General features: G+C 49.3%; 22 protein-coding genes. 12 read left to right on the top strand and 10 right to left on the bottom strand.

Annotated elements, in window-relative coordinates:
- Positions 1 to 145 precede the first annotated feature (145 nt).
- Complete coding sequence (ptrB, locus tag BEA93_RS03680; protein WP_016248631.1) at positions 146 to 2,206, top strand: oligopeptidase B; 2,061 nt, start codon at positions 146 to 148, stop codon at positions 2,204 to 2,206.
- Here ptrB and exoX read toward each other — a convergent pair.
- From exoX to holE, 3 genes are all read right to left on the bottom strand, one after another.
- Positions 2,203 to 2,865, bottom strand: a complete 663-nt coding sequence (gene exoX / locus BEA93_RS03675) for an exodeoxyribonuclease X (protein WP_000944296.1) — start codon at positions 2,863 to 2,865, stop codon at positions 2,203 to 2,205. The two genes, ptrB and exoX, sit on opposite strands and share 4 nt — an antisense overlap.
- Before the next feature lie 24 nt (positions 2,866 to 2,889).
- Positions 2,890 to 3,546 (bottom strand): carbon-nitrogen hydrolase family protein YobB, encoded by a 657-nt coding sequence (gene yobB, locus BEA93_RS03670; RefSeq protein WP_105224301.1) that lies wholly within the window; start codon positions 3,544 to 3,546, stop codon positions 2,890 to 2,892.
- A 100-nt stretch (positions 3,547 to 3,646) separates the two neighbouring features.
- Entirely contained in the window at positions 3,647 to 3,877 is a 231-nt protein-coding gene (gene holE, locus BEA93_RS03665) for a DNA polymerase III subunit theta (protein ID WP_000916764.1), read from the bottom strand.
- Positions 3,878 to 4,015: 138 nt separating this feature from the next.
- On the opposite strand from holE, the gene yobA reads away from it, so the two are divergent.
- The 4 genes from yobA (at position 4,016) to pphA (ending at position 6,686) form a co-directional block, all read left to right on the top strand.
- Positions 4,016 to 4,390, top strand: coding sequence for a CopC domain-containing protein YobA (yobA, locus tag BEA93_RS03660; RefSeq protein WP_000168753.1), 375 nt, complete (start codon positions 4,016 to 4,018; stop codon positions 4,388 to 4,390).
- Between the two features lie 3 nt (positions 4,391 to 4,393).
- Entirely contained in the window at positions 4,394 to 5,266 is an 873-nt protein-coding gene (gene copD / locus BEA93_RS03655; protein ID WP_000879335.1) for a copper homeostasis membrane protein CopD, read from the top strand.
- Between the two features lie 12 nt (positions 5,267 to 5,278).
- A complete protein-coding gene (locus BEA93_RS03650; protein WP_000976465.1) occupies positions 5,279 to 5,620 on the top strand; it encodes a YebY family protein in 342 nt (113 codons plus the stop codon).
- Between the two features lie 409 nt (positions 5,621 to 6,029).
- Positions 6,030 to 6,686, top strand: a complete 657-nt coding sequence (gene pphA, locus BEA93_RS03645) for a protein-serine/threonine phosphatase (RefSeq protein ID WP_000806226.1) — start codon at positions 6,030 to 6,032, stop codon at positions 6,684 to 6,686.
- On the opposite strand, the gene BEA93_RS03640 is transcribed toward pphA, so the two are convergent.
- From BEA93_RS03640 to yebS, 5 genes are all read right to left on the bottom strand, one after another.
- Positions 6,687 to 6,878, bottom strand: coding sequence for a YebW family protein (locus BEA93_RS03640; RefSeq protein ID WP_001516263.1), 192 nt, complete (start codon positions 6,876 to 6,878; stop codon positions 6,687 to 6,689). It abuts the gene before it with no gap.
- 104 nt (positions 6,879 to 6,982) lie between these two features.
- The gene (locus tag BEA93_RS03635; RefSeq protein WP_001516264.1) at positions 6,983 to 7,219 is read right to left on the bottom strand and encodes a YebV family protein; all 237 of its coding nucleotides are present in this window, start codon (positions 7,217 to 7,219) and stop codon (positions 6,983 to 6,985) included.
- Positions 7,220 to 7,334: 115 nt separating this feature from the next.
- A complete protein-coding gene (gene rsmF, locus BEA93_RS03630) occupies positions 7,335 to 8,774 on the bottom strand; it encodes a 16S rRNA (cytosine(1407)-C(5))-methyltransferase RsmF (protein ID WP_024193571.1) in 1,440 nt (479 codons plus the stop codon).
- 79 nt (positions 8,775 to 8,853) lie between these two features.
- Complete coding sequence (gene yebT, locus BEA93_RS03625; protein WP_105224302.1) at positions 8,854 to 11,487, bottom strand: lipid-binding membrane homeostasis protein YebT; 2,634 nt, start codon at positions 11,485 to 11,487, stop codon at positions 8,854 to 8,856.
- Positions 11,456 to 12,739 (bottom strand): membrane integrity lipid transport subunit YebS, encoded by a 1,284-nt coding sequence (yebS, locus tag BEA93_RS03620; RefSeq protein WP_105224303.1) that lies wholly within the window; start codon positions 12,737 to 12,739, stop codon positions 11,456 to 11,458. The genes yebT and yebS overlap by 32 nt, the downstream gene beginning before the upstream one ends.
- Before the next feature lie 129 nt (positions 12,740 to 12,868).
- Here yebS and msrC point away from each other — a divergent pair, with 129 nt between their 5' ends.
- The 4 genes from msrC (at position 12,869) to htpX (ending at position 17,302) form a co-directional block, all read left to right on the top strand.
- Positions 12,869 to 13,366: an L-methionine (R)-S-oxide reductase gene (msrC, locus tag BEA93_RS03615; protein WP_001043873.1), complete on the top strand. Its 498-nt coding sequence runs from the start codon at positions 12,869 to 12,871 to the stop codon at positions 13,364 to 13,366.
- A gap of 96 nt (positions 13,367 to 13,462) precedes the next feature.
- Entirely contained in the window at positions 13,463 to 14,161 is a 699-nt protein-coding gene (gene proQ / locus BEA93_RS03610; protein WP_105224304.1) for an RNA chaperone ProQ, read from the top strand.
- 19 nt (positions 14,162 to 14,180) lie between these two features.
- Positions 14,181 to 16,229 carry a carboxy terminal-processing peptidase gene (prc, locus tag BEA93_RS03605; protein ID WP_001516268.1) on the top strand — a complete coding sequence of 683 codons (2,049 nt, stop codon included), beginning with the start codon at positions 14,181 to 14,183 and terminating at the stop codon, positions 16,227 to 16,229.
- 191 nt (positions 16,230 to 16,420) lie between these two features.
- Entirely contained in the window at positions 16,421 to 17,302 is an 882-nt protein-coding gene (gene htpX / locus BEA93_RS03600; protein ID WP_000984500.1) for a protease HtpX, read from the top strand.
- A gap of 46 nt (positions 17,303 to 17,348) precedes the next feature.
- On the opposite strand, the gene BEA93_RS03595 is transcribed toward htpX, so the two are convergent.
- Positions 17,349 to 18,722: an MFS transporter gene (locus BEA93_RS03595; RefSeq protein WP_010376166.1), complete on the bottom strand. Its 1,374-nt coding sequence runs from the start codon at positions 18,720 to 18,722 to the stop codon at positions 17,349 to 17,351.
- A gap of 176 nt (positions 18,723 to 18,898) precedes the next feature.
- On the opposite strand from BEA93_RS03595, the gene kdgR reads away from it, so the two are divergent.
- On the top strand, positions 18,899 to 19,690 hold the full coding sequence (gene kdgR, locus BEA93_RS03590) for a DNA-binding transcriptional regulator KdgR (RefSeq protein ID WP_001262177.1): 792 nt from the start codon (positions 18,899 to 18,901) through the stop codon (positions 19,688 to 19,690).
- A gap of 154 nt (positions 19,691 to 19,844) precedes the next feature.
- Here kdgR and BEA93_RS03585 read toward each other — a convergent pair whose 3' ends face one another.
- A complete protein-coding gene (locus BEA93_RS03585; protein WP_001211005.1) occupies positions 19,845 to 20,084 on the bottom strand; it encodes a YobH family protein in 240 nt (79 codons plus the stop codon).
- A 157-nt stretch (positions 20,085 to 20,241) separates the two neighbouring features.
- Here BEA93_RS03585 and mgrB point away from each other — a divergent pair, with 157 nt between their 5' ends.
- Both mgrB and BEA93_RS03575 read left to right on the top strand, forming a co-directional pair.
- The gene (gene mgrB / locus BEA93_RS03580) at positions 20,242 to 20,385 is read left to right on the top strand and encodes a PhoP/PhoQ regulator MgrB (protein WP_000714549.1); all 144 of its coding nucleotides are present in this window, start codon (positions 20,242 to 20,244) and stop codon (positions 20,383 to 20,385) included.
- 74 nt (positions 20,386 to 20,459) lie between these two features.
- A complete protein-coding gene (locus tag BEA93_RS03575; protein WP_001006870.1) occupies positions 20,460 to 20,747 on the top strand; it encodes a YebO family protein in 288 nt (95 codons plus the stop codon).
- Positions 20,748 to 21,387 lie beyond the last annotated feature (640 nt).

The following is a 21,387-nucleotide window of genomic DNA, read 5'->3' as shown; positions in this document are numbered from 1 at the left end:
GAACCGACTGATTTTATCTGCCTGCTACCTTTCGATTTTCACTTCATAACGTGTCATCATCGCTGCAATGACTGTCCTGTTTCGCTTGCATCCCGGGTGAGTTTTGCCACCCTTATAAGATGCTTCAACCAGAAAGAACAATAACATGCTACCAAAAGCTGCTCGAATTCCCCATGCCATGACGCTTCATGGTGATACGCGTATCGACAATTACTACTGGTTGCGGGACGACACGCGCTCGCAGCCGGAAGTACTGAATTACCTGCAACAGGAAAATAGTTACGGGCACCAGGTGATGGCTTCGCAACAAGCCCTGCAGGATCGGATACTAAAAGAAATCATTGAGCGTATCCCGCAAAGAGAAGTCTCTGCGCCTTATATTAAAAACGGTTATCGTTACCGGCATATTTATGAACCCGGCAGTGAATATGCCATTTATCAACGCCAGTCTGCATTCACTGAAGAGTGGGACGAATGGGAAACGTTGCTTGATGCCAACAAGCGGGCGGCACACAGTGAATTTTATTCTATGGGCGGCATGGCTATAACGCCCGATAACACCATTATGGCGCTGGCAGAAGATTTCCTTTCCCGACGCCAGTACGGCATCCGTTTTCGCAATCTTGAAACGGGCAACTGGTATCCCGAACTGCTGGATAATGTGGAACCCAGCTTTGTCTGGGCGAATGACTCATGGACTTTTTATTATGTGCGTAAGCATCCGGTAACTCTGCTGCCTTATCAGGTCTGGCGGCACGCCATCGGGACTCCGGCATCGCAAGATAAACTGATCTACGAAGAAAAAGACGATACTTTTTATGTCAGTTTGCATAAAACGACATCAAAACACTATGTGGTTATTCACCTTGCCAGCGCCACGACCAGTGAAGTTCGTCTGCTGGATGCCGAGCTGGCCGATGCAGAACCGTTTGTCTTTTTGCCGCGGCGTAAAGATCACGAATACAGTCTCGATCATTATCAGCACCGCTTTTATCTACGCTCTAACCGTAACGGCAAAAACTTTGGTTTATATCGTACCCGAATGCGTGAAGAGCAGCAGTGGGAAGAGTTAATTCCGCCACGCGATAACATCATGCTGGAAGGATTTACGCTGTTTACCGACTGGCTGGTGGTTGAAGAGCGCCAGCGTGGGTTAACCAGTCTGCGGCAAATCAATCGCAAAACGCGGGAAGTTATCGGTATTGCTTTTGACGATCCGGCTTACGTCACCTGGATTGCCTATAATCCGGAACCTGAAACTTCGCGATTGCGTTACGGCTATTCCTCCATGACCACGCCAGACACGCTGTTTGAACTGGATATGGACACCGGTGAACGCCGCGTATTAAAACAAACTGAAGTGCCCGGTTTTGATGCAGAGAATTACCGTAGTGAACACCTGTGGATCACCGCCCGTGATGGCGTCGAAGTTCCGGTTTCGTTGGTTTATCATCGCAAACATTTCCGCAAAGGGCACAACCCGCTGCTGGTGTACGGATATGGTTCTTACGGCGCAAGTATTGATGCCGATTTCAGTTTTAGTCGCCTGAGTTTGTTGGATCGCGGCTTTGTCTACGCCATTGTGCATGTTCGTGGCGGTGGTGAACTGGGGCAGCAGTGGTACGAAGATGGCAAATTCCTGAAAAAGAAAAATACTTTCAATGATTATCTTGATGCCTGCGACGCACTGTTAAAGCTGGGTTACGGTTCTCCTTCGCTCTGTTATGCGATGGGTGGTAGCGCGGGTGGCATGTTGATGGGGGTCGCTATCAATGAACGACCAGAATTGTTCCACGGCGTTATTGCCCAGGTGCCGTTTGTCGATGTGGTGACGACGATGCTTGATGAGTCGATTCCGCTCACTACGGGCGAGTTTGAAGAGTGGGGGAATCCGCAGGATCTACAATATTACGAGTACATGAAAAGCTACAGCCCGTATGACAATGTCACGGCGCAGGCTTACCCACATTTGCTGGTGACGACAGGTTTACACGATTCACAGGTGCAATACTGGGAACCGGCAAAATGGGTGGCTAAATTGCGCGAGCTTAAAACAGACGACCATCTGTTGCTGTTATGTACCGACATGGACTCGGGGCATGGCGGCAAATCCGGTCGCTTTAAATCTTACGAAGGTGTGGCAATGGAATATGCTTTTCTGGTCGCGCTGGCGCAGGGAACATTACCTGGTCAGCCAGCGGCTTAAGCATCCGCCAAATAGTGCTTCAAGGTTAAACGCAGTTCCGGGCTCATACTGTCGAGGTTATTAAACAACCAGCGCAGATAGCCCGGATCGCGCTCTGCAACTTCTGATACCGCTTTGCCGCGATACTTGCCAAACGTGAATGTCGTTAACAATGACGGACGCCCGGTGATATCCGCCATTTGTTCTACCGTCCAGCCGGATGTGTTCATAATATCGATAAGTAAGGCCGCGGTGATGTAACAGTCATACAGCGCACGGTGGTGATGCAGCCCCGGCGGCGTTTGCACATTGAGCTTACGTGTTTTATACAGCGCCATGTTGCTGTACTTGATCCCCGGCCACAAACGACGGGCCAATTTCATCGTGCAGATCCACTCACCGGGCATTTCAGGCAGTACACGGCGGTCAAAGCTGGCGTTGTGGGCGACATACCATTCACTACCGTAGTAGTGTGGGAGCACGTCTTCAATCCACGGTTTGTCAGCAACCATGGCTTCAGTAATACGGTGGATCGCCATAGCCTGCGGAGTGATAGGGCGGTCGGGGCGAACCAGGTGGCTCATAGGGTTAACGATTTTCCCGTCAACAACATCAACAGAGGCAATCTCCACGACCCCTCCCTGTAAACCGCAGGTTTCAGTATCGATAATACGCAACATGGCAAAACTCCGGGTCGAAAACGCCTAGCGTAATGGAATGATATCGCCTTGCCAACCCTGCGATGTACGCTGACCAACTAACAATAACGAACCGTAATCGGCGCGGACGATGAGGCGACCATATTCATCCCACAATGCACTATTACCGCGGGCATTAGCCATTAGAACAGCGATGGAATATTGATGTGAGAAAAATTGTAAGTGGCGAGTAGAAGTCAATAAATCTGGCTCGCTGATGCACTGACCGGTGGTAAAGAGTGAGCAGCTCGGGTCCATATCAATACCTTCAGGTTGTCCATCCACCACCGTGATGGTTTTGGAATGTCGCCCCAGGCATGCTCCGTGACTTTGATGATAAATTGCTGGCGCATTCATCCACGGTGCAAATACGGCAATTCCACGAATAAATCGATCGTTATATTCAACGGGAAGGCCGGTAATAATGGTCATTCGATAAGTCATTGCGGCATAACAAAGCGGGTCTAATAGCGAGAGGTCGGGCGGGGCAGGAAGAGGGCGTCGTTTATAATCACATCCCAGTAGAGAAAGCGAGGGGAAAACCAAAAGTTCACACTGCTGTCTGGCGGCAGCCCTCACGAACTCCAGATGATGGGCTACCTGCTCAGTGAGTGAGGCTTTACGAGGCTCATATTGTGCTGCTGCGACTTTCCTGCATGACATGATGACTTCCTTTTCACAGTGTCCGCAAATATTGGTGAGAATAAGAAAATACTCATAATTTAGCAGGCATCATGTAAGGAAGTGTAACTTAATATAAGGTTTATTTAAGTTTAGGTTCGTAAGGTAAACGTGACAGATTTACAGAGGTGAGACGGTGGGCGATAAGGCGCTCACGAAACCAGCTTCGCAGGTGTTCTGGTTGTTCACGTTCAACCGCTTCAGCAATCACCGGCATATTGTAACGTTCTTTAAATGCTACCCCGGCGGCCGCCAGATCGACATTAACTTTATCCATTTCAGTTTGATCCAGTTTGGCCAGATTCTTCAACATGCTGTGTCTCCTCATTAATCGCGGGCAAAAGTTACTAAGAGTTAGCCAGGATGGCAAGCCGGAATTGATGATCCTCGACTCTATCATTAGACAAGGTTATGCTCTGTAAAAAAGTTATTACAAAAAGGAATAGATAATATGGCTTCAACTGCACGTTCCCTTCGTTATGCGCTGACATTTCTGACAGCTTCGCTGGGAGTACCTTCTGCCTGGGCGCATGCGCACTTGACGCATCAGTATCCTGCGGCGAATGCTGAGGTTATCGCTGCTCCACAGGCCATTACTTTAAACTTCTCTGAAAGTATTGAACCCGGGTTCAGCGGCGCAAAAGTCATTGGCTCAAAGAATGAAAATATTAAAACGTTACCCGCGAAGCGTAATGAACAGGACAAAACCCAATTGATTGTTCCGCTTGCCGACGCCCTGAAGCCCGGGAGTTATACCGTTAACTGGCATGTTGTTTCGGTGGACGGGCATAAAACCAAAGGGCAATACACCTTTACAGTGAAATAAAGCATGTTGGCGTTTACCTGGGTCGCACTACGATTTATCCATTTTATCTCCCTGATGCTGGTCTTTGGCTTCGCGATGTATGGAGCATGGCTGGCACCAGTAACAATTCGTCGATTACTGACGAAACGTTTTCTGCGTATACAACAGCACGCCGCCGTCTGGAGTTTGAGCAGTGCCGCTGCGATGTTCGCCGTTCAGGGAGGGTTGATGGGCGCGGGATGGCCGGATGTGGTGTCGTTGAACATTTGGTTGTCGGTGTTACAAACACAGTTTGGTGGTGTCTGGATTTGGCAAATCGTTCTCGCCCTCGTTACGCTGACCGTGGCTCTGATGCAACCACGGAATATGCCTCGTTTGTTGTTTATGTTAACTACCGCGCAATTTATTTTGATGGCGGGAGTAGGACACGCGACATTAAACGAAGGATTAACGGCGAAAATCCATCAGACGAATCACGCCGTACATCTGATCTGTGCGGCGGCATGGTTTGGTGGCTTGCTGCCGGTCGTCTGGTGTATGCAGTTGGTGAAAGGGCGTTGGCGACGTGAGGCCATTCATGCACTGATGCGATTTTCCCGGTGTGGACATTTTGCTGTGATAGGTGTACTGGGCAGTGGTGTGCTTAATACATTGTTAATCACTGGATTTTCCCCCACACTTGCGACGTACTGGGGGCAGCTTTTATTACTTAAAGTCATACTGGTAATGGTTATGGTGGCCATCGCGCTGGCAAATCGTTATGTTCTTGTTCCGCGCATGGGGCAGGACGAAGACCGTGCGGCACCCTGGTTTGTGTGGATGACTAAACTCGAATGGGCGATAGGTGCGGTAGTGCTGGTGATTATCAGCCTGCTTGCGACTCTCGAACCTTTTTGATGGATTACGAAAATGATGAAAAAAAGTATTCTGGCGTTTCTGTTACTCACCAGTTCGGCAGCGGCGTTGGCGGCTCCGCAGGTGATTACCGTCAGCCGTTTTGAAATGGGTAAAGACAAATGGGCGTTTAATCGCGAAGAGGTGATGCTGACCTGTCGTCCGGGCAATGCTTTGTATGTCATTAACCCAAGTACCCTGGTGCAGTATCCTTTAAACGATATCGCACAAAAGGAAGTAGCCAGCGGGAAGACTAAAGCCCAGCCCATTTCGGTGATCCAGATTGATGATCCCAATAAACCAGGTGAAAAAGTGAGTCTGGCACCGTTTATTGAAAGAGCAGAGAGACTCTGTTAATTATCTATAGTAATTTTTTGATTTTAAATAAAAAACCGCCCGGGTGCTTTCACCAGAACGGGCGGTTTTTAACATTTTAGAGGATGATAAACGCGCTTTTTTTCTGACCACTTTACGCGCGGACTGGAAAACCTGGCGTCGTCATCTATTCTTAAAAGGCAAGGCAACTAAGCCTGCATTAATGCCAACTTTTAGCGCACGGCTCTCTCCCAAGAGCCATTTCCCTGGACCGAATACAGGAATCGTGTTCGGTCTCTTTTTATCTATAAAGCCAGTTTGATAATGGCATTACTGCTTTTCCCTCACTGACTTCACAATCAACCATAACACACACTCTACTGCTTCAGTCCAGGCTTTTTTAACATTTTTGTTAAAATAATGTGATCTTATGCGCGGGAGTAAGGAATTGATGAAACAGGCAGGCCACATCTATCAGAGAATTGATGGTAGTCAGTGGCGACATATTTGGCTGGTGGGTGATATTCATGGCTGCCTGGCGCAACTGCGAGAGAAATTATGGTTCTGCCGGTTTGACCCGTGGCAAGACTTGTTAATCTCGGTTGGTGACGTTATCGATCGTGGCCCGGAGAGTTTGCGTTGCCTGCAATTACTGGATCAACGCTGGGTCAGGGCGGTAAGAGGCAATCATGAGCAGATGGCGATGGATGCGCTGGCATCGCAGCAGATGTCTTTGTGGTTTATGAATGGTGGCGACTGGTTTGCCGCACTGACAGAGCACCAACGTGAGCAAGCGAGAAGGGCGCTGGAAAAGTGCGGGTCTTTGCCGTGGATAATTGAATTAAGCTGTAGTAGCGGACTGCATGTCATCGCCCATGCGGATTACCCCAATGATATTTATGAGTGGCATAAGGAAGTCGATCTGCATCAGGTGTTGTGGAGTCGCTCGCGATTGCGTGAAGGCCGAAAAGGGCAGGGAATTACCGGCGCTGATCATTTCTGGTTTGGTCATACGCCATTACGCCATCGCGTAGATATCGGTAACTTGCATTATATTGATACCGGCGCGGTCTTTGGTGGAACACTCACGTTGGAACGACTCCAGTAATTAAAAGTCACTGTAATCTTGCGCAGGCCGCCAGAACCCATCAATAAAATCTTCAACGGGAAAACAGCCACCGTGACGGATCCGTTGATCGTCCATTGAGTAGAGGCACTGCTGTTCCGTATTGTAGACATCAACCACAATATCTTCACAACCAGCGTCCAGATAGCAAACAAAAAGTACCAGCGCGAACATTTCATCCTCGAAGTGCGTTGCCGTACCGTTAAGTTTAGGAGAGATTTTACAACGGGAAAATAACCGGGATAAATAACCCGTCATGCCGACGGGTTCTTTTTGGATCAGGCAAGACGCATAATCCAGGCATCGGACTGTTGATCGTAGCGGGTACGGTAAAGGACAGAGTGTTCGCCGTTTAGCAGGGCAGGAATGCTGGTGTCGGCGTCCCAGGCATCCAGTTGCATACATAAATCCGGGTCAGATTTACAGGGAATGGTCAACGTTCGGTCACCAGGCGATTCGCCGTGTAACTCGCCGTCATCGATTTCAAAAGCGCCTATGCGCACACTGGTTTTCATCTTCGTGCTCTCCATTGAAGTGCTGGTTGTGGTACGACCAGTCCGATCGCACCATTTTTCAGCCTAGTCAAGGCAGTCAGATTCGCCAGTCAAAACGTGCGCTTTTTGTGTACTGTCAGGCTTTACCCGTAAAAAGTTTTCCGTCGCGCACTAGCTCACGCGGGTAACTGTTTTTCAGTCGCGAGCCAATACGTTTGGCTAAACCGATTGGCTGGCGCTGGAAGGTGACCAACACATCATCCCCGGTTGGTGCGGTCTGCGGGTAAACATCGCGCCCGCGATACCACTCTTCTGCTTCTTGTGGTGTTAGCTCAAACGCGTTAGCGTGGTCGGGTGAGGCAAGGGCAATGACCGCTTCATGCTGCCAGCGGTAACCTTTGTTATGCGTTTCGGCAAGTTTTACTCCCAGACGAGAAAATCGGACTTTACCGATCAACGCTTCAATGCCCACCGGGAATAACCAGATTTCTTTATCACGCTGCCAGAGACGCAGGTTTTTGTCCCACTGTAAGCCAACATTCGCAGCCGCCTGCCGAATTTGTGCGGTTTCGCGATCTTTCACTGGGCTAAACGGGAAATTGCCCACTTTGTATTTCGGTGCGGGTAAGGCAGGAATGGCCTGAGTTTTACGCAGACGAGCAACGAAGAAGCCTTCGCAGTCATAAATTTGTGGGAAGACGTGCAAGAAGCCTTCTTCGGTCAGCGCTTTTTTTGCATCAGGGAAGAGATCGCCCAACGGCAAAAACTCTACTGCATCGGGATAAGTCTCTTTCAGCCACAGGCAAACGGCCTCGTTTTCGTCACGGTTTAAGGTACAGGTCGAGTAAACCAGCGTACCGCCAGGACGTAAGGCATGAAATGCACTGTCAATCAGTTCACGCTGGGTGGCGGCGATTTCCAGGTTGCTTTCCGGTGACCAGTTTTTCAGCGCGTCGGGGTCTTTACGTACCACACCTTCACCGGAGCAGGGAGCATCCAGCAAAATGGCGTCGAACATTTCTGGCAACGCTGCACCAAACACGCGGCCATCAAAATGCGTTAAAGCTACATTACTGATACCGCAGCGGCTGATATTGGCATATAACACCTTTACCCGGCTGGCGGAAAACTCATTGGCAAGGATCGCGCCTTCATTATTCATACTCGCAGCAATCTGCGTGGTTTTTGATCCCGGCGCAGCCGCCACATCCATCACCCGTTGCGGGGAGTTACCATCGGCAAACAACGCCGCAACCGGTAACATCGAACTGGCTTCCTGAATATAAAACAGGCCACTTAAATGTTCGGCGGTACTGCCCAACGGTAATGCCTCTTCATCGTCGCGTTCAATCCAGAAACCCTCCTTACACCAGGGAACCGGTGTTAACGTCCAGCCGTAAGGTGCGGTTAATTGCAGGAAATCAGCAACGGAGATTTTCAGCGTATTAACGCGAATGCTGCGGCGCAACGGGCGCTGGCAGGCGGCGAGAAAATCATCAAAAGAGAGTGTCGAAGGCATCGCTTCGCGCATTTGCGTCAGAAAGGCGTCCGGGAAATAAACGGTGTGTTGAGCCACAAGTATGTACCAGCGGAAAAAAACAGGCGCGCAGTTTAGCATAAACGCTCCGGCGCAGGCACGCCGGAGCAGGAGGAGATTAACGAGGCAGGGCGGTGCCCCATTCACGCCACTCTTTCGGTTCGCTTTCCAGCAACAGGAAGTGTTTGCCTTCCTGAGCTTTCGGTGCCAGTGGCGTTCCTGGTGGGGTAGCGAAGGCGATCCCTCCACGGATAAACTGATTAAAGGTGCCGGTTTTCACCACACCACCCGTCAGGCCAAAGTCCAGACTGTAGCCCGATGCCAGCCAGAAGACGGAATTGTTACGCACCAGGTGCTGGTATCGCTTACTGATGCGCATCGCAATCATCACCCGATCTGACAATGTCCCCAGCGTCATTCCGGTAACCGTACCTACTTCCAGACCACGGAACAGTACCGGAGTACCAATGCCTAATGACCCAGCTTCTGGCGCTTCAACAATAATGCTTAAGCCATCAAGGTAACGAGAATCGGTAATGGTGGCTTCTTGCAACTCAAAGTCACGGCGAGGATTACCCCGACCAGGTTCGACATTGATATACGGCTGAAGGATGGTATCAAGGTGCTCAACGCCCGCTGCCGAAATCTGTGGTGTGACCACCGAGAAGCGCGTACCTCCGCGGGCGAAGGTCTGGACATATTCTGGATAGAGCACCGCTTTTGCCTGTACTTCATTGCGTGCGGTGATCAGATCCAGCGTCTGGATCTGCCCGATATCAATACCGAGATAGCGAATTGGCATACCAACAGCCAGTTTTCCGGCATCGAAAGCATGGAGCGTAATCTGCCCGCCAACCGCACGAGCGGCTGTTTCGGAAGCATATAGAATTCGCTTGTCGCCTTTACGCTGACTGGCGCTGGCACCGCTGAGGTTATCGAAACTGATAGCCCCCTTTAATGCCCGTGAAAGCGGTGATGCCTGTACGGTCAGGCCGCTGCCGTTAAGCTGAACTTTTGCGCCACCTTCCGCCCAGAACACACTGTTGCTGGTCAGGAGATTGCGATATTCCGGCTTAATATGCAGATCGATATCAAAGGCATTGGCCCGAGGACGTACGGTAATAACTTCACCAACCTCAAATTTGCGGTACAGCACTACCGATCCCGCCTGCACATCTGGCAGCGTTTCCGCGCTCAAACTCACGGTCGTTGTAGGCAAATCGCTCAGGCTGTTTTCCAGGGCTTTTTCCAGATTGGCATACAGCGGATAGCTGGCTTTCATCTCGCCTTTTTCGCCCGGCAGAATGCGGATGCCACCGTTGAGCCATTCTGAGGCGCTGGCACCGAGGAACTCGACGCCATCCAGTCCCACTTTCACGTCAACACGGCTATTAACGACAAATTTGCTGTCACCTTTTACCAGTTCACGATGCTGCGGTTCGATGGCAACGGTAAAGGTGACGCCTTTGCTGGTAAGTTTACGTTCAATTACCTGGCCTACCTGTACACCATGCAGAATTAACGGCTGACCGGCATCAATACCGTAACTTTCCGGCGCGGTCAGGGTCAGTGTCATAACATCCGGTTCATGCAGCAGGGCTTTCTCGCCAGGCACAACAACAAACTCTTTGCGTGGCTCGCCATTACCTGGCACCAGTTCGAAGGTTTTGCCGGTCAGTAGGGAACTCAGATTGGCATCGCTGAGGGATAATTTCGGGTTACGTAACTCAATGCGAGTATTTTCACGAAGTAGGGTAACTACGCTGGGATCAACGGTCATTTCACCAGTAACTTTGCCACCTGGATTTAAATTCAGTTTGGTCAGTTGCCCGACTTCCAGTCCCTGGTACATGAGCGGCGTTGAATCGGCGCTTAATCCGACTCCGTTTGGCAGTTCCAGTTTTATGAGCACCCCACGCTGGCTGTGGGCGAGATCTTCATACAGACCAAAGGTATCTTCCGGATCGGCAGGTTTCGACTCTTCCGGCGAGTCGAAGGCAATCGCACCGTTAACCAGAGCAGCCAGACTTTCCAGTTTCACCTTCGCGCCACTGATACTGACATTGGCATCAACGCCAGAAACGTTCCAGAAGCGACTGCCTTTTTTCACCAGGTCGGTAAAGCGCCGCTCAATCAGGACATCAATCACCACGCCTTGCTTATTGGGATTGATCGCATAGTCATAGACTCGCCCCACCGGGATTTTGCGGAAATAGACCAACGAGCCGCTGTTCAGCGAACCAAGATCGGGGGCTTGCAGATGGATCATAAGATCACCATTATCCAGCCGATATTTGGGCTGGGTATCGAGGGCGACAAAGTGATCTTGCTCTTTACCTTTACCTGGCATCATGCCGATATAGTTTCCGCCGACCAGCGCATCCAGCCCGGAAACACCTGCCAGCGAAGCTTTTGGCGTCACCAGCCAGAACTGCGTCTCTTCGCGCAACGCATCTTTCATATCGGACTTGATGCTGACCTTCACTTCAATCTTACGCAGATCGTCGCTCAGACTGACATCCTGCACCGTTCCGACTTCAACGCCCTGATAGCGAACAGGTGTGCGACCCGGAACAATGCCATCCGCCGACATAAAATCGATGGTGACGGTATTGCCTCGATTCTGATAACTCCCCCAAATTAGCCAACCGGCTATCATTAGCGCGATGAATGGCAGTAGCCAGAAAGGTGAGATACGGCGTTTAGTTTTAATTTGCGCTTCAGTCGTCGAAGCGGGCGTTTCCTGACTCATGTGCATCCCAAAGTAAGCGGCTGTCCAGCCATTCCACTGCAAGAATAGTCAAAATAACCGCTGCGCCGAAATAAAACGCAGCCGGTCCCATAGTAAAAGCGAGGATTTGATCGCGATTAATCAGCGACATGGTTAAAGAAATGACAAACAGATCCAGCATCGACCAGCGGCCAATCCAGGTCACTATTCGCAGTAACATTATTCGTGTACGTAACCCCTGTTGGCACTTAAAATGAATGCTCAACAATAAAGTGAACATAACAATCACTTTGGTAAATGGCACCAGAATACTGGCGATAAATACGATTCCGGCAACGGCAATATTGCTGTTCGCCAGCGACATAATCCCGGAAAGGATCGTATCTTCTTGTCGACCACCGTTCAGATAAATGATCGAAATAGGTAACAGGTTGGCAGGAAACAACAAGATGATTGAAGCTAACAGCGCCGCCCAACATTTTTGAATACTATGATGGCGACGCAGGCGAAGCGGGATATGGCAACGGGGACAGCGACCGCGCGGATCAGGGTAGCCGGTAAAGTGACACCCCAGACAAACGCGTAGTTTTTTATCCCTACGCGTGGCAGGGCGTTCAGGGTAAAATCGCTCCCACAACTGTTCAACATTAAGATGTGACAACGTCACCGTCGTTAAAATAACCAGCGCTACAAAAGAGAATAGGCCGACACCGGCCTGGATATGGGCATAGTCCTGCACCTTTATAGAGGCAACGGCAATGCCGACCAGGTAGATATCCAGCATTACCCACTCTTTCAGCCGCTCAAGCATCAGCAACACCGGACGTAAATTCATTCCCAGCCGATTACCAAACCACAACCAGGCAATAGATGTCACCAGAATGAGGGGGGCACCGATAACGCAGAAAAAAACCATTGCGCCCGTTACCGCATCTCCCTGTTTGGTCATTTGCCAGATGCCTTGCATTACGTTGGCGTCAATACGAATACCTAACAACCAGATATGCAATAGTGGTTCGCCCCACGCAAAAGGCATCAGCAACAGCATTGTGAAGGCCATTGCCGCCAGGCGCGTTAGCGACCAGTCGCGTCCGTCACGGATTTTTGCCTGGCAGCGTGGGCAATAGGCACTTTGGTGTGAATTTATCTCTGGCAGGCTGAACAGCATGTCACATTGCGGGCAGCGTTGGTAATCACCACGCGGCAACGCTTCGCCAATTGATCTCACTGTTATTTTTTTTGTTGGCGTAACTTGTGGGGTGTAAAGAGCCATGACGCGCCAAATGTAATAAGAATTAACACTAATCTTAACTCATGATGGGAATGATCTTGAGCATTAACGCATTTAATGCTTATTTTAATAGGCTGGCAGTTCCAGGTAAGACAACCAAGTGATTATATAATGAACAAAACAGAATTTTACGCGGACTTAAACCGCGACTTTAATGCGCTGATGGCGGGAGAAACCAGTTTTCTGGCAACACTGGCTAATACCAGCGCGTTATTATACGAACGTCTGGCCGACGTAAACTGGGCGGGGTTTTATCTACTCGAAGATGAGACGTTGGTTCTCGGACCGTTTCAGGGCAAAATTGCCTGCGTAAGGATCCCCGTCGGGCGCGGCGTGTGTGGCACCGCGGTTGCCCGTAACGAAGTACAGCGAATCGAGGATGTTCACGCATTCGATGGGCATATTGCCTGTGATGCGGCGAGTAATTCTGAAATTGTTCTACCGTTGGTGGTGAAAAATCAGATTATTGGCGTTCTCGACATCGACAGTACCGTCTTCGGTCGCTTCACCGACGAGGACGAACAAGGCTTACGTCAGCTTGTGGCACAGCTTGAAAAGGTGCTTGCAACGACGGATTACAAAAAATTCTTTGCGAGCGTCGCAGGATAATCAACGGATAACGTAGCATTTACTGATGGCGTCATTATAATGACGCCTGTTCATGCCTGCGCTTGTTGGCTACGTCCGTTGTAATCAGGAAATTTCATGGAAAATCAACCTAAGTTGAATAGCAGTAAAGAAGTAATCGCGTTTCTGGCCGAACGTTTTCCCCACTGTTTCAGTGCGGAAGGTGAAGCGCGTCCGCTGAAAATCGGTATTTTTCAGGATTTGGTCGATCGTGTTGCCGGGGAAATGAACCTGAGCAAAACGCAACTGCGATCCGCTTTACGTCTCTACACTTCGAGCTGGCGCTACCTGTATGGTGTTAAACCAGGCGCGACGCGTGTCGATCTTGACGGCAACCCTTGCGGTGAGCTGGACGAGCAACATGTAGAACATGCTCGCAAGCAGCTTGAAGAAGCGAAAGCGCGCGTTCAGGCCCAGCGTGCTGAACAGCAAGCTAAAAAACGCGAAGCTGCCATCGCTGCTGGTGAGAAAGAAGATGCACCACGTCGTGAACGTAAACCACGTCCTGCTGCGCAACGCCGTAAAGAATGCGCCGAGCGCAAACCTCGTGCGCAAAAACCGGCTGAGAAAGCGCCAAAAACAGTAAAAGCACCTCGCGAAGAACAGCATACCCCGGTTTCTGACATTTCAGCTCTGACTGTCGGACAAGTCCTGAAGGTGAAAGCTGGTCAAAACGCGATGGATGCCACCGTATTAGAAATCACCAAAGACGGCGTCCGCGTCCAACTGAATTCGGGTATGTCTTTGATTGTGCGCGCAGAACACCTGGTGTTCTGAAACGGAGGCCGGGCCAGGCATGAACATGTTTTTTAGGCTTACCGCGTTAGCTGGCCTGCTTGCAATAGCAGGCCAGACCTTCGCTGTAGAAGATATTACGCGTGCTGATCAGATTCCGGTATTAAAGGAAGAGACGCAGCATGCAACTGTGAGTGAGCGCGTAACGTCGCGCTTCACCCGTTCCCATTATCGACAATTCGACCTCGATCAGGCGTTCTCGGCCAAAATCTTTGACCGCTACCTGAATCTGCTTGATTACAGCCACAACGTGCTGTTGGCTAGCGATGTCGAACAATTCGCGAAAAAGAAAACCGAGTTGGGCGATGAACTTCGTTCCGGCAAACTCGACGTTTTCTACGATCTTTACAATCTGGCGCAAAAACGCCGCTTCGAACGTTACCAGTATGCGTTGTCGGTACTGGAAAAACCGATGGATTTTACCGGTAATGATTCTTATAACCTTGACCGCAGCAAAGCGCCCTGGCCGAAAAATGAGGCTGAGTTAAACGCGCTGTGGGACAGCAAAGTTAAATTCGACGAGTTAAGCCTGAAGCTGGCGGGAAAAACGGATAAAGAAATTCGTGAAACCCTGACGCGTCGTTACAAATTTGCTATTCGCCGCCTGGCGCAAACTAACAGCGAAGATGTTTTCTCGCTGGCAATGACGGCTTTCGCACGCGAAATTGATCCGCATACCAACTACCTTTCCCCGCGCAATACCGAACAGTTCAATACTGAAATGAGTTTATCGCTGGAAGGTATTGGCGCAGTGTTGCAAATGGATGATGATTACACCGTTATCAATTCGATGGTGGCGGGTGGTCCGGCTGCGAAAAGTAAAGCGATTAGCGTTGGTGACAAAATTGTCGGGGTCGGACAAACCGGTAAACCGATGGTTGATGTGATCGGTTGGCGTCTTGATGATGTTGTTGCCTTAATCAAAGGGCCGAAGGGCAGTAAGGTTCGTCTGGAAATTTTACCTGCGGGTAAAGGCACTAAAACCCGCACGGTGACGTTGACGCGTGAGCGCATTCGTCTGGAAGACCGTGCCGTTAAAATGTCTGTGAAGACGGTTGGCAAAGAAAAAGTCGGTGTGCTGGATATTCCGGGCTTCTATGTTGGCTTGACGGACGATGTCAAAGTTCAACTGCAGAAACTGGAAAAACAAAATGTCAGCAGTGTCATCATCGACCTGCGTAGCAATGGTGGCGGTGCGTTGACTGAAGCGGTATCGCTCTCTGGTTTGTTTATCCCATCAGGTCCGATTGTGCAGGTTCGCGATAACAACGGTAAAGTCCGTGAAGACAGTGATACCGACGGCCAGGTCTTCTATAAAGGCCCGCTGGTGGTGCTGGTTGACCGTTTCAGTGCTTCGGCTTCGGAAATCTTTGCTGCCGCAATGCAGGATTATGGTCGCGCGCTGGTTGTGGGCGAGCCGACATTTGGTAAAGGCACAGTCCAGCAGTATCGCTCTCTGAACCGCATCTACGATCAGATGTTGCGCCCAGAATGGCCTGCGTTAGGCTCAGTACAATATACAATCCAGAAATTCTATCGCGTTAACGGTGGCAGTACGCAACGTAAGGGCGTAACGCCAGATATCATCATGCCTACGGGCAATGAAGAGACGGAAACGGGTGAGAAATTCGAAGATAATGCGCTGCCGTGGGATAGCATCGACGCAGCAACCTATGTGAAATCAGGAGACTTAACGGCATTTGAGCCGGAGTTGTTGAAGGAACATAATGCGCGTATCGCGAAGGATCCTGAATTCCAGAATATCATGAAGGATATCGCTCGCTTCAACGCCATGAAGGATAAGCGTAACATCGTCTCTCTGAACTACGCCGTGCGTGAAAAAGAGAATAACGAAGATGATGCGACGCGTCTGGCGCGGTTGAACGATCGCTTTAAACGCGAAGGAAAACCGGCATTGAAGAAACTGGATGATCTGCCAAAAGATTATAAGGAGCCGGATCCATATCTGGATGAGACAGTGAACATCGCGCTTGATTTGGCGCGTCTGGAAAAAGCCAGACCCGCGGAACAGCCCGCTCCCGTCAAGTAACATCAATCAGGCACAAGAAATTGTGCCTGATTTTTTAACAGCGGCAAGATGCCGTAAATCAGATGCTACAAAATGTAAAGTTGTGTCTTTCTGGTGACTTACGCTCTATCCAGACTTGAAAATAGTCGAGTAACCCATACGATGTGGGTATCGCATATTGCGTTTTGTTAAACTGAGGTAAAAAGAAAATTATGATGCGAATCGCGCTCTTCCTGCTAACGAACCTGGCCGTTATGGTCGTTTTCGGGCTGGTACTGAGCCTGACAGGGATACAGTCGAGCAGCGTTCAGGGGCTGATGATTATGGCCTTGCTGTTCGGCTTCGGTGGTTCCTTCGTTTCGCTTCTGATGTCCAAATGGATGGCATTACGATCTGTTGGCGGGGAAGTGATCGAGCAACCGCGTAACGAAAGGGAACGTTGGCTGATCAATACTGTTGCAACCCAGGCGCGTCAGGCTGGGATTGCTATGCCACAAGTGGCTATCTACCATGCGCCGGACATTAACGCTTTTGCAACCGGTGCGCGCCGGGATGCCTCTCTGGTTGCTGTCAGCACGGGTTTGTTGCAAAACATGAGCCCGGATGAAGCCGAGGCGGTAATTGCCCACGAAATTAGCCACATTGCTAATGGTGACATGGTTACCATGACGCTGATTCAGGGCGTGGTGAACACCTTTGTTATCTTTATTTCCCGTATTCTGGCACAACTGGCCGCTGGCTTCATGGGCGGTAACCGCGACGAAGGCGAAGAGAGTAACGGCAACCCGCTGATCTACTTTGCAGTTGCGACGGTACTGGAGTTAGTGTTTGGTATTCTGGCGAGCATTATCACCATGTGGTTCTCGCGTCACCGTGAATTTCACGCTGATGCCGGTTCAGCCAAATTGGTTGGCCGTGAAAAAATGATTGCTGCGCTACAGCGCCTGAAAACCAGCTATGAACCGCAAGAAGCAACCAGCATGATGGCTTTCTGCATTAACGGTAAGTCAAAATCGCTGAGCGAGCTGTTCATGACCCACCCGCCGCTGGATAAACGTATTGAGGCTCTGCGCACGGGTGAATACCTGAAGTAAGATGAAATAAATACTCAAAAAGCGCGTCCAGGTTGACGCGCTTTTTTTATGCCTGGGATCGTGGCTGGGTGATCCGTAAACCACTAACACCGGCAGCGATTACTGCCAGAATAGCCGCGGTCATCAGCGAGACGTGCGTACCATTATCACCAAACTGATTTAACATCAGTGCCACCAACGCTGCGCCACTACTCTGACCAAGCAGACGAGCCGTACCTAACATGCCACTGGCACCGCCGCTACGTTCCCGCGGGGCGGAAGTAATAATGGTGTGGTTATTGGGTGACTGGAATAATCCAAAACCGGCACCGCACAAGATCATAGGCCAGATGATATTGATATCGGCAGGTGAAGCAGGCAAGAGAACCAGCGAAAAAAGCCCCGCCGCCATAATAAACAACCCTAAAGCTCCAAGTAACCCAGCATGCACGCGTTCTATCAGATAACCTGCCAGCGGTGCCATCACCATTGTTGCCAGCGGCCATGGGGTCAGAAGTAGACCTGTTTCCACTTCACTACGTCCGAGCACCGTTTGCAGATAAAAGGGCAGGGAGACCATTGCCAGCATCTGTGCGCAGAAAGAGCAAATAGACGTGCAAATAGACAGTGAAAAAAGCGGAATACGCAGTAAATCCACTGGCAACAGCGGCACGGGAAGAGAAAGCTGACGACGAATAAAGAAAATACCAACGACAACCATTACCGCCAGTTCTACACCAATCAACGTCAGCGATTGCCCCTGAGCAAAACCACTCAACGCGGTAATAAGCAGACCAAATGTTAACGCGTTCATCACGGCGCTGGGCAGGTCAAAACGTGGTTTACTGGCACGAGAACCATTAGGTGGCAGAAAACGCATTGCCAGAAGCAGGGCGATAATACCCAACGGTACGTTGATTAAAAATAGCCACTTCCATGACGCGATGGAGAGGATTACCGCGGCGATAGTTGGCCCGGCAGCAGAGGAGACGGCGACAATAAACGAGTTAATTCCCATTCCCCGCCCCAGAAAACGCTGTGGATAGATTAGCCGGATAAGAGCAGTATTGACGCTCATTAGTGCTGCGCCACCAAAACCTTGTATTACACGCGCCAGAGTTAGCATTTGCAGCGAATCAGAAAGGGCACAGAACAACGATGACAGCAGAAATACGACCAGGCCGCATTTATAAATGCGTCGATAGCCAAACATATCTCCCAGAAACGAAAACGAAAGCAGGGAGACGACAATCGCGATTTGATAGGCATTCACAACCCAAATAGAACTGGCTGGCGTGGCGTGAAGATCAGTAGCAATAGTTGGCAAGGCGACGTTGGCGATAGCGCCGTCGAGGACCGCCATCGAAATACCGATAATAATGGTTAAAATCGCGCCGTATCGCTGAGGCAACGGCAGGCCATCGGCCTGAACTTTTGGCATAGGAATTTTATATCTTTGGATGATAATCAACAGGGTTATGATTCTAGCACTGATATTCACGGCGGATGTCGCAGAATTGTAACTAACCGGCAAAAGATGGATTGCGACCACCCAGGCGCGAAATTATAATAAAAAACAGTTCTGATTTTTATAAAACACTCGCAATGAGGTGATAAATGGCTAACGCAGATCTGGATAAACAGCCTGATTCTGTATCTTCTGTACTGAAGGTTTTTGGCATTTTACAGGCGCTGGGCGAAGAGCGCGAAATAGGGATAACCGAGCTGTCACAGCGCGTCATGATGTCAAAAAGCACCGTTTATCGCTTTTTACAGACCATGAAAACCCTGGGGTATGTGGCGCAGGAAGGGGAGTCGGAGAAATATTCTCTGACCCTGAAATTGTTTGAGTTGGGGGCTCGTGCCTTACAAAACGTCGATCTCATTCGTAGCGCAGATATCCAGATGCGCGAAATCTCCCGCCTGACGAAAGAAACCATCCACCTTGGCGCACTGGACGAAGACAGCATTGTTTACATCCACAAAATTGACTCTATGTACAATTTGCGCATGTATTCACGGATTGGTCGTCGTAATCCGCTTTACAGCACCGCGATTGGTAAAGTGCTGCTGGCCTGGCGCGATCGTGATGAAGTGAAGCAGATCCTTGAGGGCGTTGAGTATAAACGCAGTACCGATCGTACCATTACCAGTACCGAAGCGTTACTACCGGTGTTGGACCAGGTGCGCGAGCAAGGTTATGGGGAAGATAACGAAGAGCAGGAAGAAGGACTACGCTGTATCGCGGTTCCGGTATTTGACCGCTTTGGTGTGGTTATTGCCGGTCTGAGCATCTCCTTCCCAACGCTGCGTTTCTCTGAAGAGCGTTTGCAGGAGTACGTAGCTATGTTGCATACGGCCGCACGTAAAATTTCCTCGCAAATGGGGTATCACGACTATCCGTTCTGATTAGAGTTAGAACCTGTCTGTATAATATTCAGACAGGTTCTTATCTGGTGGGGGTTAAATAAAGTTACTGATGGCTGGCGTAATATCGTATACGTTGGTGATAAGTGTACGTTTTATTCATTGAGTTTAATGTGGGTATTTATACCTTAATCTATTAGCCATTATCGACGACGATATTGTTTTTACGTAACAGTGGGCAATCGGTTATCCCGAAAAAACCACTTTTAGTGTGCAGGTATTGTACCGTACTGGTATCCCGGGCCGTCAGATAGGTGCATTGCAACCCTAACCCAGCGGCATTTTCCTTGCTTCCAATCAGAACACCATATCCGCTTAGTAATAATCCTGTCCATACCAGTGCTATCAACATAATTGTGCGAATAATGAATCGCATTATGACCTCTTCTCTTTTTTGTTCGCTTAATCGTAGCGGTAATATGGACTGAAGCAAGCGTATAGTTCCGAAAAAGCACGAATATCGACATGGTTAGGCGCTGTTTAACTAACGCATGATAGTTTAATGACATAAGGTAGGTTAAACGGAGAATGGAGTGAAAAAGTTTCGATGGGTCGTTCTGGTTGTTGCTGTGCTGGCTTGCTTGCTGCTATGGGCGCAGGTATTCAACATGATGTGCGATCAGGATGTACAATTTTTCAGCGGAATTTGTGCCATCAATCAATTTATCCCGTGGTGATATCATTTTTTCAGCAGTAGATTTCCTTCCTGTGTGGCAGTGGTAGAATGACACCTCTACTTAGAGGTGGTGAAATGAACGAAGTTGTAAATTCAGGCGTAATGAACGTTGCGTCTTTGGTTGTATCGGTGGTAATTCTCGCTATTGGGCTCATCTTGTGGTTTTTCATCAACCGTGCCAGTTCACGGACTAACGAACAGATTGAACTTCTTGAGGCATTGCTGGAACAGCAAAAACGGCAAAATGCACTGTTACGTCGTTTGTGCGAAGCAAACGAACCTGAAAAAACGGATGCGAATACTGCTGAGAACCTAAAAACGGCTGAAGATGAAGATATCATCCGCCTGGTAGCGGAACGGTAATCTTTCCTCAAAATTTGAGTAGCCCTAATGCTGATGGGTTACTCATCTTATCCGCACTATAGTGGTGCAATTGATTCAAATTAATACTCTGGTCTGACTTCGATTATTTATCGTGTTATTTATTTCATAATAGCGGTATCGGAAAAAGATATTAATCGCACTAAGCTATTGGGATGTTTACATCGGAATTGTGATCAATTGCGGTATTATTTATTAGCGAAACGTTTCTCCCTTCACTTTTTAGTAATTCATCAATTTTTCTTATTTTAAATTAATAATGAGCATTAAGTCTGGTTTCTTCATTTCACCTGTGTATGTTGTTAACTATCTGTTTTATTGGGTGAAGTTATATAACATTTTATTCGTTATATATCATAAAAAGTGATATCGCTCGCATTGCGTAATAACTTGTACTGCTGCTCTGGAAGAACTGAACTTATTGAACTATGTTAGAAACTGCATCAGGTCAAGTATCTGCGTGTAATGGTATGGTTAAGTGCATCGATATATCGGCACGTATTCCGTTGCATAAGTGTGCAAAAAAAGTGGAAGGCGTATCGAGATTTGTGCGGCTGATCGAGACATGTTTAAAAATGGCTTGCCATAATTAACGTTGTATGTGATAACAGTTTCGGGTTAA

The sequence above is a fragment of the Escherichia sp. MOD1-EC5950 genome, from assembly GCF_002965345.1.
Taxonomy (GTDB): Bacteria; Pseudomonadota; Gammaproteobacteria; order Enterobacterales; family Enterobacteriaceae; genus Escherichia; species Escherichia marmotae.
Note: the sequence above shows the minus strand (reverse complement) of the source record. Positions and strands in the feature narration are given on the sequence as shown.